The sequence below is a fragment of the Pseudomonas fluorescens genome, from assembly GCF_001307275.1.
Taxonomy (GTDB): Bacteria; Pseudomonadota; Gammaproteobacteria; order Pseudomonadales; family Pseudomonadaceae; genus Aquipseudomonas; species Aquipseudomonas fluorescens_AA.
In genome coordinates this window covers 3031474-3046795 of record NZ_CP012831.1, presented here as the reverse complement: position 1 = coordinate 3046795, position 15322 = coordinate 3031474, and the positions used below count along the sequence as shown (strand labels likewise).

19 protein-coding genes are annotated in these 15322 nt (G+C 62.8%); 10 read left to right on the top strand and 9 right to left on the bottom strand.

The window, feature by feature from the left end; all coding sequences use genetic code 11:
- Positions 1-33: 33 nt before the first annotated feature.
- On the bottom strand, positions 34-1068 hold the full coding sequence (locus tag AO356_RS13450) for a type IV pilus twitching motility protein PilT (protein WP_060740204.1): 1035 nt from the start codon (positions 1066-1068) through the stop codon (positions 34-36).
- A gap of 54 nt (positions 1069-1122) precedes the next feature.
- Here AO356_RS13450 and AO356_RS13445 point away from each other — a divergent pair, with 54 nt between their 5' ends.
- The 9 genes from AO356_RS13445 to AO356_RS13405 all read left to right on the top strand — a co-directional run bounded on the left by AO356_RS13445 (position 1123) and on the right by AO356_RS13405 (position 7840).
- Positions 1123-1809 carry a YggS family pyridoxal phosphate-dependent enzyme gene (locus AO356_RS13445; RefSeq protein ID WP_060740203.1) on the top strand — a complete coding sequence of 229 codons (687 nt, stop codon included), beginning with the start codon at positions 1123-1125 and terminating at the stop codon, positions 1807-1809.
- A gap of 35 nt (positions 1810-1844) precedes the next feature.
- The gene (proC, locus tag AO356_RS13440; RefSeq protein WP_060740202.1) at positions 1845-2663 is read left to right on the top strand and encodes a pyrroline-5-carboxylate reductase; all 819 of its coding nucleotides are present in this window, start codon (positions 1845-1847) and stop codon (positions 2661-2663) included.
- Positions 2664-2673: 10 nt separating this feature from the next.
- Complete coding sequence (locus tag AO356_RS13435) at positions 2674-3264, top strand: YggT family protein (protein WP_060740201.1); 591 nt, start codon at positions 2674-2676, stop codon at positions 3262-3264.
- Between the two features lie 217 nt (positions 3265-3481).
- On the top strand, positions 3482-4621 hold the full coding sequence (metX, locus tag AO356_RS13430; RefSeq protein WP_046063237.1) for a homoserine O-succinyltransferase MetX: 1140 nt from the start codon (positions 3482-3484) through the stop codon (positions 4619-4621).
- A 7-nt stretch (positions 4622-4628) separates the two neighbouring features.
- Entirely contained in the window at positions 4629-5249 is a 621-nt protein-coding gene (gene metW / locus AO356_RS13425) for a methionine biosynthesis protein MetW (protein WP_060740200.1), read from the top strand.
- A gap of 25 nt (positions 5250-5274) precedes the next feature.
- Positions 5275-5709, top strand: a complete 435-nt coding sequence (locus tag AO356_RS13420) for a DUF4426 domain-containing protein (RefSeq protein WP_060740199.1) — start codon at positions 5275-5277, stop codon at positions 5707-5709.
- The gene (gene rdgB / locus AO356_RS13415; protein WP_060740198.1) at positions 5706-6302 is read left to right on the top strand and encodes an RdgB/HAM1 family non-canonical purine NTP pyrophosphatase; all 597 of its coding nucleotides are present in this window, start codon (positions 5706-5708) and stop codon (positions 6300-6302) included. Before AO356_RS13420 ends, rdgB begins: the two co-directional genes overlap by 4 nt.
- On the top strand, positions 6299-7498 hold the full coding sequence (gene hemW / locus AO356_RS13410) for a radical SAM family heme chaperone HemW (protein ID WP_060740197.1): 1200 nt from the start codon (positions 6299-6301) through the stop codon (positions 7496-7498). The genes rdgB and hemW overlap by 4 nt, the downstream gene beginning before the upstream one ends.
- An 18-nt stretch (positions 7499-7516) precedes the next feature.
- On the top strand, positions 7517-7840 hold the full coding sequence (locus AO356_RS13405) for a DUF3392 domain-containing protein (protein WP_060740196.1): 324 nt from the start codon (positions 7517-7519) through the stop codon (positions 7838-7840).
- 145 nt (positions 7841-7985) lie between these two features.
- On the opposite strand, the gene trmB is transcribed toward AO356_RS13405, so the two are convergent.
- The 4 genes from trmB to AO356_RS13385 form a co-directional block, all read right to left on the bottom strand.
- On the bottom strand, positions 7986-8711 hold the full coding sequence (gene trmB, locus AO356_RS13400) for a tRNA (guanosine(46)-N7)-methyltransferase TrmB (protein ID WP_014340682.1): 726 nt from the start codon (positions 8709-8711) through the stop codon (positions 7986-7988).
- A gap of 9 nt (positions 8712-8720) precedes the next feature.
- Positions 8721-9515, bottom strand: coding sequence for a thiazole synthase (locus tag AO356_RS13395; RefSeq protein WP_060740195.1), 795 nt, complete (start codon positions 9513-9515; stop codon positions 8721-8723).
- A gap of 54 nt (positions 9516-9569) precedes the next feature.
- A complete protein-coding gene (gene thiS, locus AO356_RS13390) occupies positions 9570-9770 on the bottom strand; it encodes a sulfur carrier protein ThiS (RefSeq protein WP_060740194.1) in 201 nt (66 codons plus the stop codon).
- A gap of 90 nt (positions 9771-9860) precedes the next feature.
- Positions 9861-10232, bottom strand: a complete 372-nt coding sequence (locus AO356_RS13385) for a DUF423 domain-containing protein (protein ID WP_060740193.1) — start codon at positions 10230-10232, stop codon at positions 9861-9863.
- Positions 10233-10305: 73 nt separating this feature from the next.
- Here AO356_RS13385 and mtgA point away from each other — a divergent pair, with 73 nt between their 5' ends.
- The gene (gene mtgA, locus AO356_RS13380; protein WP_060740192.1) at positions 10306-11028 is read left to right on the top strand and encodes a monofunctional biosynthetic peptidoglycan transglycosylase; all 723 of its coding nucleotides are present in this window, start codon (positions 10306-10308) and stop codon (positions 11026-11028) included.
- A 197-nt stretch (positions 11029-11225) separates the two neighbouring features.
- On the opposite strand, the gene rpoH is transcribed toward mtgA, so the two are convergent.
- The 4 genes from rpoH to ftsY all read right to left on the bottom strand — a co-directional run bounded on the left by rpoH (position 11226) and on the right by ftsY (position 15314).
- Positions 11226-12080 (bottom strand): RNA polymerase sigma factor RpoH, encoded by an 855-nt coding sequence (gene rpoH / locus AO356_RS13375; RefSeq protein WP_003177476.1) that lies wholly within the window; start codon positions 12078-12080, stop codon positions 11226-11228.
- Between the two features lie 113 nt (positions 12081-12193).
- Positions 12194-13216, bottom strand: coding sequence for a permease-like cell division protein FtsX (gene ftsX / locus AO356_RS13370; protein WP_060740191.1), 1023 nt, complete (start codon positions 13214-13216; stop codon positions 12194-12196).
- Positions 13213-13884, bottom strand: coding sequence for a cell division ATP-binding protein FtsE (gene ftsE / locus AO356_RS13365; protein WP_060740190.1), 672 nt, complete (start codon positions 13882-13884; stop codon positions 13213-13215). The genes ftsX and ftsE overlap by 4 nt, the downstream gene beginning before the upstream one ends.
- A complete protein-coding gene (gene ftsY / locus AO356_RS13360; protein WP_060740189.1) occupies positions 13881-15314 on the bottom strand; it encodes a signal recognition particle-docking protein FtsY in 1434 nt (477 codons plus the stop codon). Before ftsY ends, ftsE begins: the two co-directional genes overlap by 4 nt.
- Positions 15315-15322: the final 8 nt, after the last annotated feature.

Genomic DNA, 15322 nt, shown 5'->3' with positions numbered 1-15322 from the left:
TGCAAAAGCGCTGCAAATCCCCTGACAGATCCCCTAGAAATTATCCGGCGTACGCGCCCGCTCCCGGGCATGTTCGCGGCTGATCAGGCCCTTGTTCACCAAGTCCTTCAAACACATGTCCAGGGTTTGCATCCCCAGCGAGCCGCCGGTCTGGATGGACGAGTACATCTGCGCCACCTTGTCTTCACGGATCAGGTTCCGGATGGCCGAGGTCCCCAGCATGATTTCATGCGCCGCGATCCGGCCGCCGCCGATCTTCTTGATCAGCGCCTGGGAAATCACCGCCTGCAACGACTCCGACAACATCGAGCGAACCATGGACTTTTCATCGCCCGGGAACACGTCCACCACCCGGTCGATGGTCTTGGCCGCCGAGGTGGTGTGCAAGGTGCCGAACACCAGATGCCCGGTTTCGGCGGCGGTCAGCGCCAGGCGGATGGTTTCCAGGTCGCGCATCTCGCCCACCAGGATCACGTCCGGATCCTCCCGCAGGGCTGAACGCAGGGCCGTGGAGAAACTTTGGGTGTCGCGGTGCACCTCGCGCTGGTTGATCAGGCATTTGCGCGGTTCGTGAACGAATTCGATAGGGTCTTCGATGGTGAGGATGTGATGGTGCTTATGGCTGTTGAGGTAGTCGATCATGGCCGCCAGGGTGGTGGACTTGCCCGAACCGGTCGGCCCGGTCACCAGCACCAGCCCGCGCGGCGATTCGGTCACCTTGCGAAACACCTCGCCCATTCCCAGGTCTTCCATGGTCAGGACTTTCGACGGAATGGTCCGGAACACCGCCCCCGCGCCGCGATTCTGGTTGAAGGCGTTGACCCGGAATCGCGCGACGCCCGGCACGTCGAAGGAAAAGTCGGTCTCCAGAAACTTTTCGTAATCCACCCGTTGCCGGTCGTTCATGATGTCGTAGATCAGCTCATGGACCTGCTTGTGGTCCAGCGCCGGCAGGTTGATCCGCCGTACATCGCCATCTACGCGGATCATCGGCGGCAGCCCGGCGGACAGGTGCAGGTCCGACGCCCCCTGTTTGGCGCTGAACGCCAGCAGTTCAGTGATATCCATAGCGCTCCTCAATTCCAGTAGAATGCCGCGAACCTCACCGCTGGCGCTTCCTTTATGTCCACGATAGCAGACAACATTGCTCAGGTTAGTTCGCGCATCCGCACGGCGGAGCAGACCGCCCAACGTGCCGAAGGCAGTGTCCAACTGCTGGCCGTGAGCAAGACCAAGCCTGCCCAGGCCCTGCGTGAAGCCTATGCCGCCGGCCTGCGGGACTTCGGCGAGAATTACCTGCAAGAGGCCCTGGGCAAACAGGTCGAATTGACCGACCTGCCCTTGATCTGGCACTTCATCGGCCCCATTCAATCGAACAAGACGCGCGCTATCGCCGAACACTTCGACTGGGTGCATTCCGTGGATCGCTTGAAAATTGCACAGCGCCTGTCCGAGCAGCGTCCGGCCGAGTTGCCGCCGCTGAACATCTGCATCCAGGTCAACGTCAGCGGTGAAGCCAGCAAATCCGGCTGCACCCCGGCGGACCTGCCCGCCCTGGCCAGCGCCATCAGCGCTTTGCCACGCCTGAAGCTGCGCGGGCTGATGGCGATTCCCGAACCCACCGAAGAACGTGCCGCCCAGGATGCAGCCTTCGCCGCCGTTCAACGCCTGCAAGCCAGCCTGGCACTGCCGCTGGACACGCTTTCCATGGGCATGAGCCACGACCTCGAGTCGGCCATTGCCCAAGGCGCCACCTGGGTGCGCATCGGTACTGCCCTGTTTGGTGCCCGCGACTATGGTCACTCCTGAACCATGACCGACTCATCTCTTTATAAGGACCTGTCATGAGCAACACGCGTATTGCCTTCATCGGCGCCGGCAACATGGCCGCCAGCCTGATCGGCGGCCTGCGGGCCAAGGGCCTGGACGCTTCGCTGATCCGCGCCAGCGATCCGGGTGAAGAGACCCGCACCCGAGTGAGTGCCGAGCACGGCATCGAAACCTTCGCCGACAATGCCCAGGCCATCGACGGCGCCGACGTCATCGTGCTGGCGGTCAAGCCGCAAGCGATGAAAACCGTCTGCGAAGCCCTTCGCCCCAGCCTCAAGCCCCATCAACTGGTGGTGTCGATTGCCGCTGGCATCACCTGTGCCAGCATGAACAACTGGCTCGGCGAGCAGCCGATCGTACGTTGCATGCCCAACACGCCGGCGCTGTTGCGCCAGGGCGTCAGCGGCCTGTTCGCCACGCCACACGTGAGCGCCGAGCAACGCCAGCAGGCCGAAACGCTGCTGTCGGCCGTCGGCCTGGCCCTGTGGCTGGACACCGAACAGCAACTGGACGCGGTCACCGCCGTCTCCGGCTCCGGCCCGGCGTACTTTTTCCTGCTGATCGAAGCCATGACCGCCGCGGGCGAAAAACTTGGCCTGACCCGGGAAACCGCCGCCCAGTTGACCTTGCAGACCGCCCTCGGTGCCGCGCACATGGCGGTGTCGAGCGATGTCGATGCGGCCGAGCTGCGTCGTCGCGTGACCTCGCCGGCCGGCACCACCGAAGCGGCCATCAAATCGTTCCAGGCCGGGGGCTTCGAAGCCCTGGTGGAAAAAGCACTCGGCGCCGCCGCGCACCGCTCGGCCGAAATGGCCGAACAACTGGGCCAATAAGGAGCCATTCATGATTGGATTGAACACTGCAGCGGTCTACGTGCTGCAAACCCTCGGCAGCCTGTACTTGCTGATCGTGCTGTTGCGTTTCGTGCTGCAACTGGTGCGCGCCAACTTCTACAACCCGCTGTGCCAGTTCATCGTCAAGGCCACCCAGCCGCTGCTCAAGCCGCTGCGCCGGATCATCCCGAGCCTGTTCGGCCTGGACATGTCGTCGCTGGTCCTGGCGATCCTCGTGCAAATGGCGCTGATGGCCCTGACCCTGCTGCTGACCTACGGCACCACCGGCAACCCGCTGCAATTGCTGATCTGGTCGCTCATTGGCGTGACCGCGCTGTTCCTGAAGATCTTCTTCTTCGCCCTGATCATCAGCGTGATCCTGTCGTGGGTCGCGCCGGGCAGCCATAACCCGGGGGCCGAGCTGGTGAACCAGATCTGCGAACCGGCCCTGGCGCCGTTCCGTCGCATCGTGCCGAACCTGGGCGGCCTGGATATCTCGCCGATCCTGGCGTTCATGGTGCTCAAGCTGATCGACATGCTGGTGATCAACAACCTGGCGGCGATGACCATGATGCCGGAAATCCTGCGGCTGCTGATCTGACCCGATACCGGCCTGATCAGTCAGCACCTCTCTCAGTGGGAGCAAAGCTTGCTCGCGAAACAGGCGCCTCGGTCCCCAAAAGACCGCATCGGCCCCATCGCGGGCAAGCCTTGCTCCCACAGGGTCTACGTTCACCGAAGAATCAGCGCCGCCCTTTGCTTGCCGCCCGCCACAGCGGTCTTTAGACTTACGCCTCATTTCAACGCGAGCAGGGTCGATGCCAGCTGCCTTTCCCCCCGATTCCGTTGGTCTGGTGACGCCGCAAACGGCGCATTTCAGCGAGCCCCTGGCCCTGGCCTGCGGCCGTTCGTTGCCAGCCTATGACCTGATCTACGAAACCTACGGCACCCTCAATGCCACGGCGAGCAATGCCGTGCTGATTTGCCACGCCTTGTCGGGGCATCACCACGCCGCCGGCTACCACAGCATCGACGACCGCAAGCCCGGCTGGTGGGACAGTTGCATCGGCCCGGGCAAGCCCATCGACACCAGCAAGTTCTTCGTGGTCAGCCTGAACAACCTGGGCGGCTGCAACGGTTCCACCGGCCCCAGCAGCCTCAACCCGGACACCGGCAAGCCCTTCGGCGCCGATTTCCCGGTGCTGACCGTGGAAGACTGGGTCCACAGCCAGGCCCGCCTGGCCGACCGCCTCGGTATCGGCCAGTGGGCCGCCGTGATCGGCGGCAGCCTGGGAGGCATGCAGGCCCTGCAATGGACCATCACTTACCCGGACCGCGTGCGCCACTGCCTGGCAATCGCCTCGGCCCCCAAGCTGTCGGCGCAAAACATCGCCTTCAACGAAGTGGCGCGCCAGGCGATCCTCACCGACCCCGAATTCCACGGCGGTTCGTTCCAGGAACACGGCGTGATCCCCAAGCGCGGGCTGATGCTGGCACGGATGGTCGGGCACATCACCTACCTGTCCGACGACTCCATGGGCGAGAAATTCGGCCGTGGCCTCAAGAGCGAAAAGCTCAACTACGACTTCCACAGCGTCGAGTTCCAGGTCGAGAGCTACCTGCGCTATCAGGGTGAAGAATTCTCCGGGCGTTTCGACGCCAACACCTACCTGTTGATGACCAAGGCGCTGGACTACTTCGATCCGGCGGCGAACTTCGACGATAACCTGGCGAAAACCTTCGCCAATGCCACCGCCAAGTTCTGCGTGATGTCGTTCACCACCGACTGGCGCTTCTCCCCGGCGCGCTCGCGGGAGCTGGTGGACGCGCTGATGGCCGCGCGCAAGGACGTCTGCTACCTGGAAATCGACGCGCCCCAGGGCCACGACGCCTTTTTGATCCCGATCCCGCGCTACCTGCAGGCGTTCGGCAACTACATGAACCGTATAACGCTGTGAGGACGCCATGAGAGCCGATCTGGACATCATCCAGGAATGGATCCCCGCCGGCAGCCGCGTGCTCGACCTGGGCTGCGGCAACGGCGAACTGCTGACCTGGCTGCGGGACAACAAACAGGTCACCGGCTACGGCCTGGAAAACGACCCGGACAACATTGCCGAATGCGTCGCCAAGGGCATCAACGTCATCGAGCAGGACCTGGACAAGGGCCTGGGCAACTTCGCCAGCAACAGCTTCGACATCGTGGTCATGACCCAAGCCCTGCAAGCGGTGCACTACCCGGACAAGATCCTCGACGAAATGCTGCGGGTCGGGCGCCAGTGCATCATCACCTTCCCCAACTTCGGTCACTGGCGCTGCCGCTGGTACCTGGCGAGCAAGGGACGCATGCCGGTTTCGGATTTCCTGCCCTACACCTGGTACAACACGCCGAACATCCACTTCTGCACCTTCAAGGATTTCGAAGCGCTGTGCCGCGAACGCGAAGCCAAGGTCATCGATCGCCTGGCCGTGGACCAGCAGCACCGCCACGGGTGGGCCAGCAAGCTATGGCCTAATCTGTTAGGTGAAATAGGCATCTATCGGGTCAGCAGCCCAGGCCTTGCCGATTACCAGGTCGCGGTGTAAGCCCCGGCCTCACCAGGAGCACGACATGAAACGTCTAGCGTTGTTTCTCATCACCGCTTGCCTGAGCGTGGGCGCCATGGCCGCCGACGTCATCAAGGGCGAGCGCAAGGAAGTGTTCGGTGATATCACCGTGCACTACAACACGTTCAACTCCACCTTCCTGACGCCGGAGATCGCCAAGGCTGCCGAACTGATTCGCAGCAAGAACCAAGGTGTGATCAATGTCTCGGTGATCAAAAGCGGCAAGCCATTGATCGCCGACGTCAGCGGCACGGTGAAGGACCTGACCAGCAAGACAGTCCCCCTCTCCTTCCGCCAGATCACCGAACAAGGCGCGATCTATTACATCGCCCAGTATCCAGTGGACCAACAGGAAACCCGCACCTTCGAGATCAAGGTGCAAACCGGCGACAAGATCAACACCATCAACTTCAACCAGGAACTGTTCCCCGGCGAATGATGAACCTCACCCAACTCGTACTGGCCAGCCACAACGCCGGCAAACTCAAGGAACTGCAGGCCATGCTTGGCGGGTCGGTGCAGTTGCGCTCGATTGGCGAATTCAGCCAGGTGGAACCGGAAGAGACCGGCCTGTCGTTCGTCGAGAACGCCATCCTCAAGGCCCGCAATGCCGCACGCATCTCGGGCCTGCCGGCGCTCGCCGACGATTCCGGGCTGGCCGTGGACTTCCTCGGCGGCGCACCGGGCATTTACTCGGCCCGTTACGCTGACGGCAAGGGTGACGCGGCGAACAACGCCAAGCTGCTCGATGCCCTCAAGGACGTGCCCGAAGCCGAGCGCGGCGCGCAGTTTGTCTGTGTGCTGGCCCTGGTCCGCCACGCCGACGATCCGCTGCCGATCCTCTGCGAAGGCCTGTGGCACGGGCGCATTCTCACCCAAGCCAGCGGCGAGCACGGTTTTGGCTACGACCCGTTGTTCTGGGTGCCAGAGCGCAATTGCTCCAGCGCCGAGCTGGGGCCGGTGGAAAAGAACCAACTGAGCCACCGCGCCCGCGCCATGGCCCTGCTGCGTCAACGCCTGGGCCTGCAATGACCGACGACGCCCCCGCACCCCTGATCCATGGCGGTGCACAAACCCCGCGGGCGCCGCTCCCGGTGCTGCCGCCCCTGGCGCTGTACATCCACATCCCGTGGTGTGTACGCAAATGCCCCTATTGCGACTTCAACTCCCATACCGCCAGCCCGCAGCTGCCGGAGGAGGAATACGTCGACGCTTTGCTGGCCGATCTCGATCAGGACCTGCACGGGGTTCATGGCCGCGAACTGAGCTCGATCTTCTTCGGCGGCGGTACGCCAAGCCTGTTCAGTGCCCAGGCCCTGAGCCGATTGCTCAAGGGGGTCGAGGCGCGGATACCCTTCGCCCAGGACATCGAAATCACCCTGGAAGCCAACCCCGGCACGTTCGAGCAAGAAAAATTCGTCGCTTACCGGGCCTTGGGCATCAACCGCCTGTCCATCGGCATCCAGAGCTTCCAGCAGGCCAAGCTCGAAGCCCTGGGGCGGATCCATAACGGTGACGAGGCGGTGCGCGCCGCCGGCATGGCCCGCCAGGCCGGGTTCGACAACTTCAACCTGGACCTGATGCATGGGCTGCCCGACCAGTCCCTCGACGACGCCTTGAGCGACCTGCGCCAGGCCATTGCCTTGAAGCCGACTCACCTGTCCTGGTACCAGCTGACGTTGGAGCCGAACACGGTGTTCTGGAACCAACCGCCGACCTTGCCCGAAGACGACACGCTGTGGGATATCCAGGAAGCCGGGCAGGCCTTGCTGGCCGAACACGGCTACGCCCAATACGAAGTCTCGGCCTACGCCCAGCCCGGTCGGGCGGCGCGGCATAACCTCAACTACTGGAGCTTCGGCGACTTCATCGGCATCGGCGCCGGCGCCCACGGCAAGCTCAGCCATCCGGACGGGCGCATCGTGCGCACCTGGAAGACCCGACTGCCCAAGGACTATCTCAATCCGGCCAAAAGCTTCCAGGCTGGCGAGAAAACCCTGGCCAATGAAGAACTGCCGTTCGAGTTCCTGATGAACGCCCTGCGCCTGACCGCAGGCGTGGACGCGCGGCTGTACCCGGAACGCACCGGGTTGCCCCTGCAAAGCCTGGCCGAAGGCCGGCGCGAGGCCGAACAAAGCGGGTTGTTGCAGGTCGAACCGACACGTCTGGCGGCCACCGAGCGCGGACAGCTGTTTCTCAATGACTTGCTGCAGACATTTCTGAGCTGATCAACACAAGGAAATCGAATGGATCTGGTACTCGACCTGCTGGCCACCGTGTCCCGCTGGAGCCGCAGCAACCTGTCGGAAATCTCCCTGGCATTGGTAGGTTGCCTGCTGGTGCTGTTTGGTGCCGACATCAAGGGCTGGGTCGACCAACGCCTGGGCAGCATCGCCGGCGCCTTGCGCGTCCCCTTGATCGCCCTGCTGTGCATGATCGGCAGCGGTGCCGCGCTGATCTATGCCACGCCATGGATCGTCAGGGGCTTGAGCCAGTTCAACAACTACAGCCTGGCGCCGGTGTTGTTGGTGGTGCTGGTGTTGATTGGCGTGGTGGCGGATCGGCGCTGATTTCGACCATTACACAAAACAAATGTGGGAGCGAGCTTGCTCGCGATGGCGGTATAACAGTCAACATTGATGTTGGATGTCATGCCCTCATCGCGAGCAAGCTCGCTCCCACAAGGGATCCTGTTTCAACAGGATCTTCTGATGCTTACGCCACCTTCTCGAACTTCAAATCCCAAACCCCATGCCCCAGCCGTTCGCCACGGCGTTCGAACTTGGTGATCGGCCGTTCGGCCGGGCGTGGCACGCACTTGCCGTCTTCGGCCAGGTTGCGATAGCCCGGGGCGACGTTCATCACTTCCAGCATGTACTCGGCGTAGGGTTCCCAGTCGGTGGCCATGTGCAGCACACCGCCGACCTTCAACTTGCTGCGCACCAGTTCAGCGAACGACGCCTGGACGATACGGCGCTTGTGGTGCCGGCTTTTGTGCCAAGGGTCCGGGAAGAACAGCATCAGCCGGTCGAGACTGTTGTCGGCCACGCAGCGGTTGAGCACTTCGATGGCGTCGCAATCGTAGACCCGCAGGTTGGTCAGCCCTTGGGTCAGCACGCCGTTGAGCAGCGCACCCACGCCGGGACGGTGGACTTCCACCCCGATGAAATCCTGCTCCGGCGAAGCGGCGGCCATTTCCAGCAACGAGTGGCCCATGCCGAAGCCGATTTCCAGCGAGCGCGGGGCCGAGCGGCCGAACACCTGGTCAAAATCCACCGGTGCATCGGCCAGGGGCAGGACAAACAGCGGCGCGCCCTGCTCCAGGCCGCGCTGCTGGCCTTCAGTCATGCGCCCGGCGCGCATCACGAAACTCTTGATGCGGCGGTGCTGGCGCTCTTCGCCTTCTTCCGGCAGGACCGGCGTGTCGTTCGATTCAGTCATCAATGGCTCTTACTTGATCAGACCATCCAGCGGCGAGGAGGCGCTGGCGTAAAGTTTTTTCGGCATGCGGCCGGCCAGGTACGCCAGGCGACCGGCGACGATGGCGTGCTTCATGGCTTCGGCCATCAGGACTGGCTGCTGGGCGTGGGCGATGGCCGAGTTCATCAGCACCGCTTCGCAGCCCAGCTCCATGGCGATAGTGGCGTCGGAGGCGGTGCCGACACCGGCATCCACCAACACCGGGATCTTGGCTTCTTCCAGGATGATCTGCAGGTTGTACGGGTTGCAGATCCCCAGGCCAGTGCCGATCAGGCCGGCCAGCGGCATGACCGCGATGCAGCCGATTTCCGCCAGCTGACGGGCAATGATCGGGTCATCGCTGGTGTAGACCATCACGTCGAAACCTTCCTTGACCAGGGTTTCGGCGGCCTTGAGGGTCTCGATCACGTTGGGGAACAGGGTTTTCTGGTCCGCCAGCACTTCCAGCTTCACCAGGTTGTGGCCATCGAGCAGTTCACGGGCCAGGCGGCAGGTGCGCACGGCCTCGATGGCGTCGAAGCAACCGGCGGTGTTCGGCAGGATGGTGTAGCGATCCGGCGGCAGGATATCCAGCAGGTTCGGTTCGCCCGGGTTCTGGCCGATGTTGGTCCGGCGCACGGCGACGGTCACGATCTCGGCGCCCGAGGCCTCGATGGCCAGGCGGGTTTCTTCCATGTCGCGGTATTTGCCGGTGCCTACCAGCAAGCGCGACTGGTAGGTACGACCGGCCAGGACGAAGGGCTTGTCGCTACGAACGATGCTCATGGGAAATCCTCTGTTGGGGTGAGGTTCTTGCGAAATGCTGCGAAACCGAGGCGGCTAGCCGCCACCGATGGCGTGGACCACTTCGACCGAATCGCCGTCGTTCAACGTGGTTTCGGCGTGCTGGCTGCGCGGGACGATATCCAGATTGAGCTCCACCGCGACGCGACGTCCAGCGAGTTCCAGACGGGTCAGCAGGGCCGCAACGGTTTCACCGTCGGGCAGTTCAAGGGGTTCGCCGTTCAACTGAATGCGCATGCCGGATGCCGCCATCATTTTTAGGGGCTGGCATTCTAGCCCGATCAGTCAGGGCGACCCAAGCCATTCGTCATGAAATGGACTGCCCGGTCAGCCCAGCCGCCAGGCGGCAAGCCCCAGGCACAACCAGCCGATCAGGAACGCCACGCCACCCAACGGGGTGATGATGCCCAGCTTGCTGATGCCGGTCAGGGTCAACAGGTACAGGCTGCCGGAGAACAACAGGATGCCGATGACAAACGCAATCCCGGCCCAGGTGACGACGCGTCCGGGAATGTGCGTGGCCAGCAACGCAACGCCCAGCAACGCCAGGGTGTGCACCAGTTGGTAGGTGACGCCGGTGTGGAAAATCGCCAGGTAATCGGCGCTCAGGCGATTTTTCAGGCCATGGGCGGCAAATGCCCCCAGCGCCACGCCCGTAAAACCGAAAAAAGCCGCCAGCATCAGAAAGCTACGCAACATGGGAACTCCAGTCAGACTCGGTGGACAGGGTCTGTATAATGGCCCGCTCGACGGGTTCGGCCAAGCCATCTCTATGCTGCGTTTATTGTTTCGACGATTCCTTAAAGCCCTGCTCTGGTTCGCCGTCGGCAGCGTCGTGCTGGTGCTGCTGTTTCGCGTGGTGCCGCCGCCGTTCACCGCACTGATGATCGAGCGCAAGGTTGAATCCTGGTTCGGCGGTGAGCCGATCGATCTGCAACGCACCTGGCAACCTTGGGACCGGATTTCCGACAGCCTCAAGGTGGCGGTGATCGCTGGTGAAGATCAGAAATTCCCCGAGCACTGGGGCTTCGACATTGGCGCGATCCAGGCCGCCTTCGCTCACAATGGGCGTGGCGGTTCGATTCGCGGCGCCAGCACCCTCAGCCAGCAAGTGTCCAAGAACCTGTTCCTGTGGTCGGGCCGCAGTTGGCTGCGCAAAGGCCTGGAGGCCTGGTTCACCGCGCTGATCGAGGTGCTCTGGCCCAAGCAGCGGATCCTTGAGGTGTACCTCAACAGCGTCGAGTGGGATGACGGTGTGTTCGGGGCGGAAGCCGCAGCACGCCACCACTTCCGCACCAGCGCCGACGCCTTGTCCCGGCAACAGGCCAGCCTGCTGGCGGCGGTATTGCCCAACCCGCGGAAGTGGAGCGCCAGCCGGCCGAGCCCCTATGTGCTACGGCGGGCAGGCTGGATTCGTCAGCAGATGAGCCAGCTGGGGGGCGACAGCTACCTGCTGGAGCTCGATCGTTCGCGGCGAGCGCCCTGGGCGCAGTAGCCCAGACACTGAAAAACCCTGTGGGAGCGAGCTTGCTCGCGATGACGGTTCGACAACCAACACTGATGTTGAATGCAATGGCCTCATCGCGAGCAAGCTCGCTCCCACAGAATCAGCAGTGAATTCAAATCATTGGCACAAACAAAAACGCCCCGATCATCACTGATCGGGGCGTTTTTCATGGCTGCTATCGCAGGTCAAGCCGCAATCGACACCTTGAGCTTGTTCATCGCGCTCTTCTCGAGCTGGCGAATCCGCTCGGCCGACACGTTGTACTTCTGCGCCAGGTCGTGCAGCGTGGCTTTTTCCTCGGCCAGCCAGCGCTGGTAGAGGATGTCGCGGCTGCGTTCGTCCAGCACTTCCAGGGCTTCGTGCAGGTTGGTGTTGGAGTTGTCGCTCCAGTCGGCGTCTTCCAGTTGACGCGCCGGGTCATACCGGTGGTCTTCCAGGTAGTTGGCCGGCGATTGGAAAGCGCTGTCGTCGTCCGCTTCGGCGGCCGGGTCGAAGGCCATGTCATGGCCGGTCAGGCGGCTTTCCATCTCGCGCACTTCCCGGGGTTCTACGCCCAGGCTTTCAGCCACGCGGTGGACTTCTTCGTTGTTCAGCCAGGCCAGACGCTTCTTCTGGCTGCGCAGGTTGAAGAACAGCTTGCGTTGGGCCTTGGTGGTCGCGACTTTCACGATGCGCCAGTTGCGCAGGATGAACTCGTGGATTTCCGCCTTGATCCAGTGCACGGCGAACGACACCAGGCGCACACCCATTTCCGGGTTGAAGCGCTTGACCGCCTTCATCAGGCCGACGTTGCCTTCCTGGATCAGGTCGGCCTGGGCCAGCCCGTAGCCGGAATAGCTGCGGGCGATATGTACGACAAAACGCAGGTGGGCGAGCACCATCTGCCGAGCCGCCTCAAGATCCTGCTCATAATAGAGACTCTCGGCCAGTTCACGCTCCTGCTCGGGCGTCAGCAAGGGGATGCTGTTCACCGTGTGCACATAGGCCTCCAGGTTCGCACCCGGGACCAGAGCATAAGCAGGTTGCAAAGAAGTGGTCATACGAAAAAACCTCCGACTCACATAACTCGTGCAGTTCAGCACTGCGAAAATTGACCGGGAACCCAAAGACAAGTTCCCACAAAAACCGAAAGGTCAATACGCGCAAAAAAACACTATTTTGGCGCAAGCTCACGCAAGTGGCGTGCGACCGCAATCCATGCACCGATATAACCCAACAGCACCGCGCCAAGCAAGAGCGACAGACCGTCGGCGACTGGCACTCCGGCCAGCGCGAAATCACTGCCGTACAAACCGGCCAGCCCCACTACCGCATCGTTCAGCCAGTCCAGGCCAAACGCCAATACGCCCCAGGACAGAATCCCCGCACCGAAGCCATACAGCGCCCCCATATAAAGGAAGGGCCTGCGTACATAACTGTCCGTACCGCCGACGAGTTTAATCACTTCTATCTCGGTGCGGCGGTTTTCAATATGAAGACGAATGGTATTGCCTATCACCAAAAGTAATGCAGAAACCAGCAGCACCGTCAGACCGAAGACAAACCGGTCGCCGAGCTTGAGGATCGCCGCAAGACGCTCGACCCAGACTAGATCAAGTTGCGCCTGTTGTACCTTCGGCAACTCGGAAAGTCTTTGTCTTAATGCTTCAAGGGCGGGCTTGTCGACCTCGTTCGGCGTCACCAGCACCACGCCCGGCAGCGGGTTCTCCGGCAGTTCCTTGAGCGCGTCGCCCAGTCCGGACTGTTGCTGGAACTCTTCCAGCGCCTGCTCGCGGCCGATGTACTCGGCTTCGGCCACTCCCGGCATCGCCTTGATCTGCTCACCCAATGCCTGGCCTTCGGCGGGACTGGCGTCCATCTGCAGGTAGAGGGAAATCTGCGCCGCGCGCTGCCAGGAACCGCCCAGGCGCTCCACATTATTCAGCAATAATGACAGGCCCATGGGCAGGCTCAAGGCAACCGCCATCACCATGCAGGTAAAGAAGCTGCCGATGGGCTGCTTGCCCAGACGCCGCAGGCTGTCCAGCAGGCTGGCGCGATGGCTTTCGATCCAGGCGCGCAGCAGCGTGGCGAAGTCCGGGCCGTCGTCATCGTCGCGCTTTTTCTTTTGCGGCTGCGGATCGGAGGCCTTCGGGGCCACGCGTTCGGCCACTTTCGGGCTGCGAGTAGCACTCATGCGCCAGCCTCCCCGTCACCGATCAATCGACCGCGTTGCAAGGTGAGCATGCGGTGACGCATGCGGGCGATCAGGGCCAGGTCGTGACTGGCGATCAGCACACTGGTGCCCAGGCGGTTGATGTCTTCGAACACGCCCATGATTTCCGCCGCCAGGCGCGGGTCGAGGTTACCGGTGGGCTCGTCCGCCAGCAGCAAGGCCGGGCGATGGACGATGGCACGAGCGATGCCGACACGCTGTTGCTGGCCGGTGGAGAGGTCGCCCGGGTACAGGTCGGTCTTGTCCGACAGGGCCACACGCTCCAGGGCCGAGTCCACGCGCTTGATGATCTCGGCCTTGGACAGGCCAAGGATCTGCAACGGCAACGCCACGTTGTTGAACACCGTGCGGTCGAACAGCAACTGGTGATTCTGGAACACCACGCCGATCTGCCGCCGCAGGTAGGGGATCTGGGCATTGCTGATGGTGCTCAGGTCCTGGCCGGCCAGCAGCAGTTTGCCGGTGGAAGGCCGCTCCATCGCCAGCAACAGGCGCAGCAAGGTGCTTTTACCGGCGCCGGAATGGCCGGTGACGAACAGAAACTCGCCCCGACGGACCCGAAAGCTCAGCTCATGCAAGCCGACGTGACCGTTCGGATAGCGTTTACCGACCTGTTCGAAACGAATCATGAATGCTCCCGTTCGGCAAACAGTGCCTGGACAAAGGGCTCGGCTTCAAAGGTGCGCAAGTCGTCGATGCCTTCGCCCACGCCGATGTAGCGAATGGGCAGGCCGAACTGCTTGGCCAGGGCGAAAATCACCCCGCCCTTGGCGGTGCCGTCGAGCTTGGTCAGGGCCAGCCCGGTCAGTTCGACGGTCTGGTTGAATTGCTTGGCCTGGTTGATGGCGTTCTGGCCGGTACCGGCGTCCAGCACCAGCAGCACTTCGTGGGGCGCGTCGGCGTCGAGCTTGCCGATCACCCGGCGCACCTTCTTCAATTCTTCCATCAGGTTGTCTTTGGTGTGCAGGCGACCGGCCGTGTCGGCGATCAGTACATCGATGCCACGGGCCTTGGCCGCCTGCACGGCGTCGAAGATCACCGAAGCGGAGTCGGCGCCGGTGTGCTGGGCGATCACCGGGATCTTGTTGCGCTCGCCCCACACTTGCAGTTGTTCGACCGCGGCGGCGCGGAAGGTGTCGCCGGCGGCGAGCATGACTTTCTTGCCTTCGAGTTGCAGCTTCTTGGCCAGCTTGCCGATGGTGGTGGTCTTGCCGGCGCCATTGACACCAACGACCAGGATCACGAACGGCTTGTTCTGCGAGGCGATCACCAGCGGCTTTTCCACCGGCTTGAGCAGGCTGGTCAGCTCGCCCTGCAGGGATTTGTACAGGGCGTCGGCGTCGGTCAGCTGCTTGCGTGCGACCTTCTGGGTCAGGCTCTGGATGATCACCGAGGTGGCCTCGACGCCGACATCGGCGGTCAGCAGGCGGGTTTCGATGTCCTCGAGCAATTCGTCGTCGATGACTTTCTTGCCCAGGAACAGGCTGGCCATGCCTTCGCCGATGCTGGCGCTGGTCTTGGACAAGCCCTGCTTGAGGCGGGCGAAGAAGCCGACCTTGTTTTCCTCAGCGCTACGGACGGGCTCGACGGGGGCCATGGTTTCCAGCACGGCAGGTACCGGCTCGGGTGCGGCAGGCGCAACCACGGGTGCAACGACGGCGGCTGGCGGTTCAATGACAGCTTCGACGACTGGCGCCTCGACAACCTGTGTCGGCGCTGGAATCGGCGGGGTGATATGAGGCGCCGTTTCCTCGACCAGCGCGACGGGCTCTTCCGCCACCGGCAAGGTCAGCCAGGGCGTTTGTTCGGCGGGCGGGGTCAGCGGCTGCTCGGCCATCGGCTCGGCAACGGGCTCAGGCTCGACCGGTTGCAGCACCGGCTCGGCGATCGGCAGGACAATGGGCGCGGCCTCTTCGGCCACTGCCTCGGCGGCGGGCTCAGGCAGCGCTTGCGGCTGTTCGACGACGGTATCCTGCGGCTTCTTGCGCAGCCATCCGAACAGGCCTTTTTTCTCGCCAGCCGCGGCTGGGGTCTTCTTGTCGTCGTTGGAACCAAACATGGAGGACG

Bases quoted from the DNA above. Each gene is read 5' to 3' on its own strand.
- AO356_RS13450 (WP_060740204.1), bottom strand. From the start codon at position 1,068: ATGGATATCACTGAACTGCTGGCGTTCAGCGCCAAACAGGGGGCGTCG.
- AO356_RS13445 (WP_060740203.1), top strand. From the start codon at position 1,123: ATGTCCACGATAGCAGACAACATTGCTCAGGTTAGTTCGCGCATCCGC.
- proC (WP_060740202.1), top strand. From the start codon at position 1,845: ATGAGCAACACGCGTATTGCCTTCATCGGCGCCGGCAACATGGCCGCC.
- AO356_RS13435 (WP_060740201.1), top strand. From the start codon at position 2,674: ATGATTGGATTGAACACTGCAGCGGTCTACGTGCTGCAAACCCTCGGC.
- metX (WP_046063237.1), top strand. From the start codon at position 3,482: ATGCCAGCTGCCTTTCCCCCCGATTCCGTTGGTCTGGTGACGCCGCAA.
- metW (WP_060740200.1), top strand. From the start codon at position 4,629: ATGAGAGCCGATCTGGACATCATCCAGGAATGGATCCCCGCCGGCAGC.
- AO356_RS13420 (WP_060740199.1), top strand. From the start codon at position 5,275: ATGAAACGTCTAGCGTTGTTTCTCATCACCGCTTGCCTGAGCGTGGGC.
- rdgB (WP_060740198.1), top strand. From the start codon at position 5,706: ATGATGAACCTCACCCAACTCGTACTGGCCAGCCACAACGCCGGCAAA.
- hemW (WP_060740197.1), top strand. From the start codon at position 6,299: ATGACCGACGACGCCCCCGCACCCCTGATCCATGGCGGTGCACAAACC.
- AO356_RS13405 (WP_060740196.1), top strand. From the start codon at position 7,517: ATGGATCTGGTACTCGACCTGCTGGCCACCGTGTCCCGCTGGAGCCGC.
- trmB (WP_014340682.1), bottom strand. From the start codon at position 8,711: ATGACTGAATCGAACGACACGCCGGTCCTGCCGGAAGAAGGCGAAGAG.
- AO356_RS13395 (WP_060740195.1), bottom strand. From the start codon at position 9,515: ATGAGCATCGTTCGTAGCGACAAGCCCTTCGTCCTGGCCGGTCGTACC.
- thiS (WP_060740194.1), bottom strand. From the start codon at position 9,770: ATGCGCATTCAGTTGAACGGCGAACCCCTTGAACTGCCCGACGGTGAA.
- AO356_RS13385 (WP_060740193.1), bottom strand. From the start codon at position 10,232: ATGTTGCGTAGCTTTCTGATGCTGGCGGCTTTTTTCGGTTTTACGGGC.
- mtgA (WP_060740192.1), top strand. From the start codon at position 10,306: ATGCTGCGTTTATTGTTTCGACGATTCCTTAAAGCCCTGCTCTGGTTC.
- rpoH (WP_003177476.1), bottom strand. From the start codon at position 12,080: ATGACCACTTCTTTGCAACCTGCTTATGCTCTGGTCCCGGGTGCGAAC.
- ftsX (WP_060740191.1), bottom strand. From the start codon at position 13,216: ATGAGTGCTACTCGCAGCCCGAAAGTGGCCGAACGCGTGGCCCCGAAG.
- ftsE (WP_060740190.1), bottom strand. From the start codon at position 13,884: ATGATTCGTTTCGAACAGGTCGGTAAACGCTATCCGAACGGTCACGTC.
- ftsY (WP_060740189.1), bottom strand. From the start codon at position 15,314: ATGTTTGGTTCCAACGACGACAAGAAGACCCCAGCCGCGGCTGGCGAG.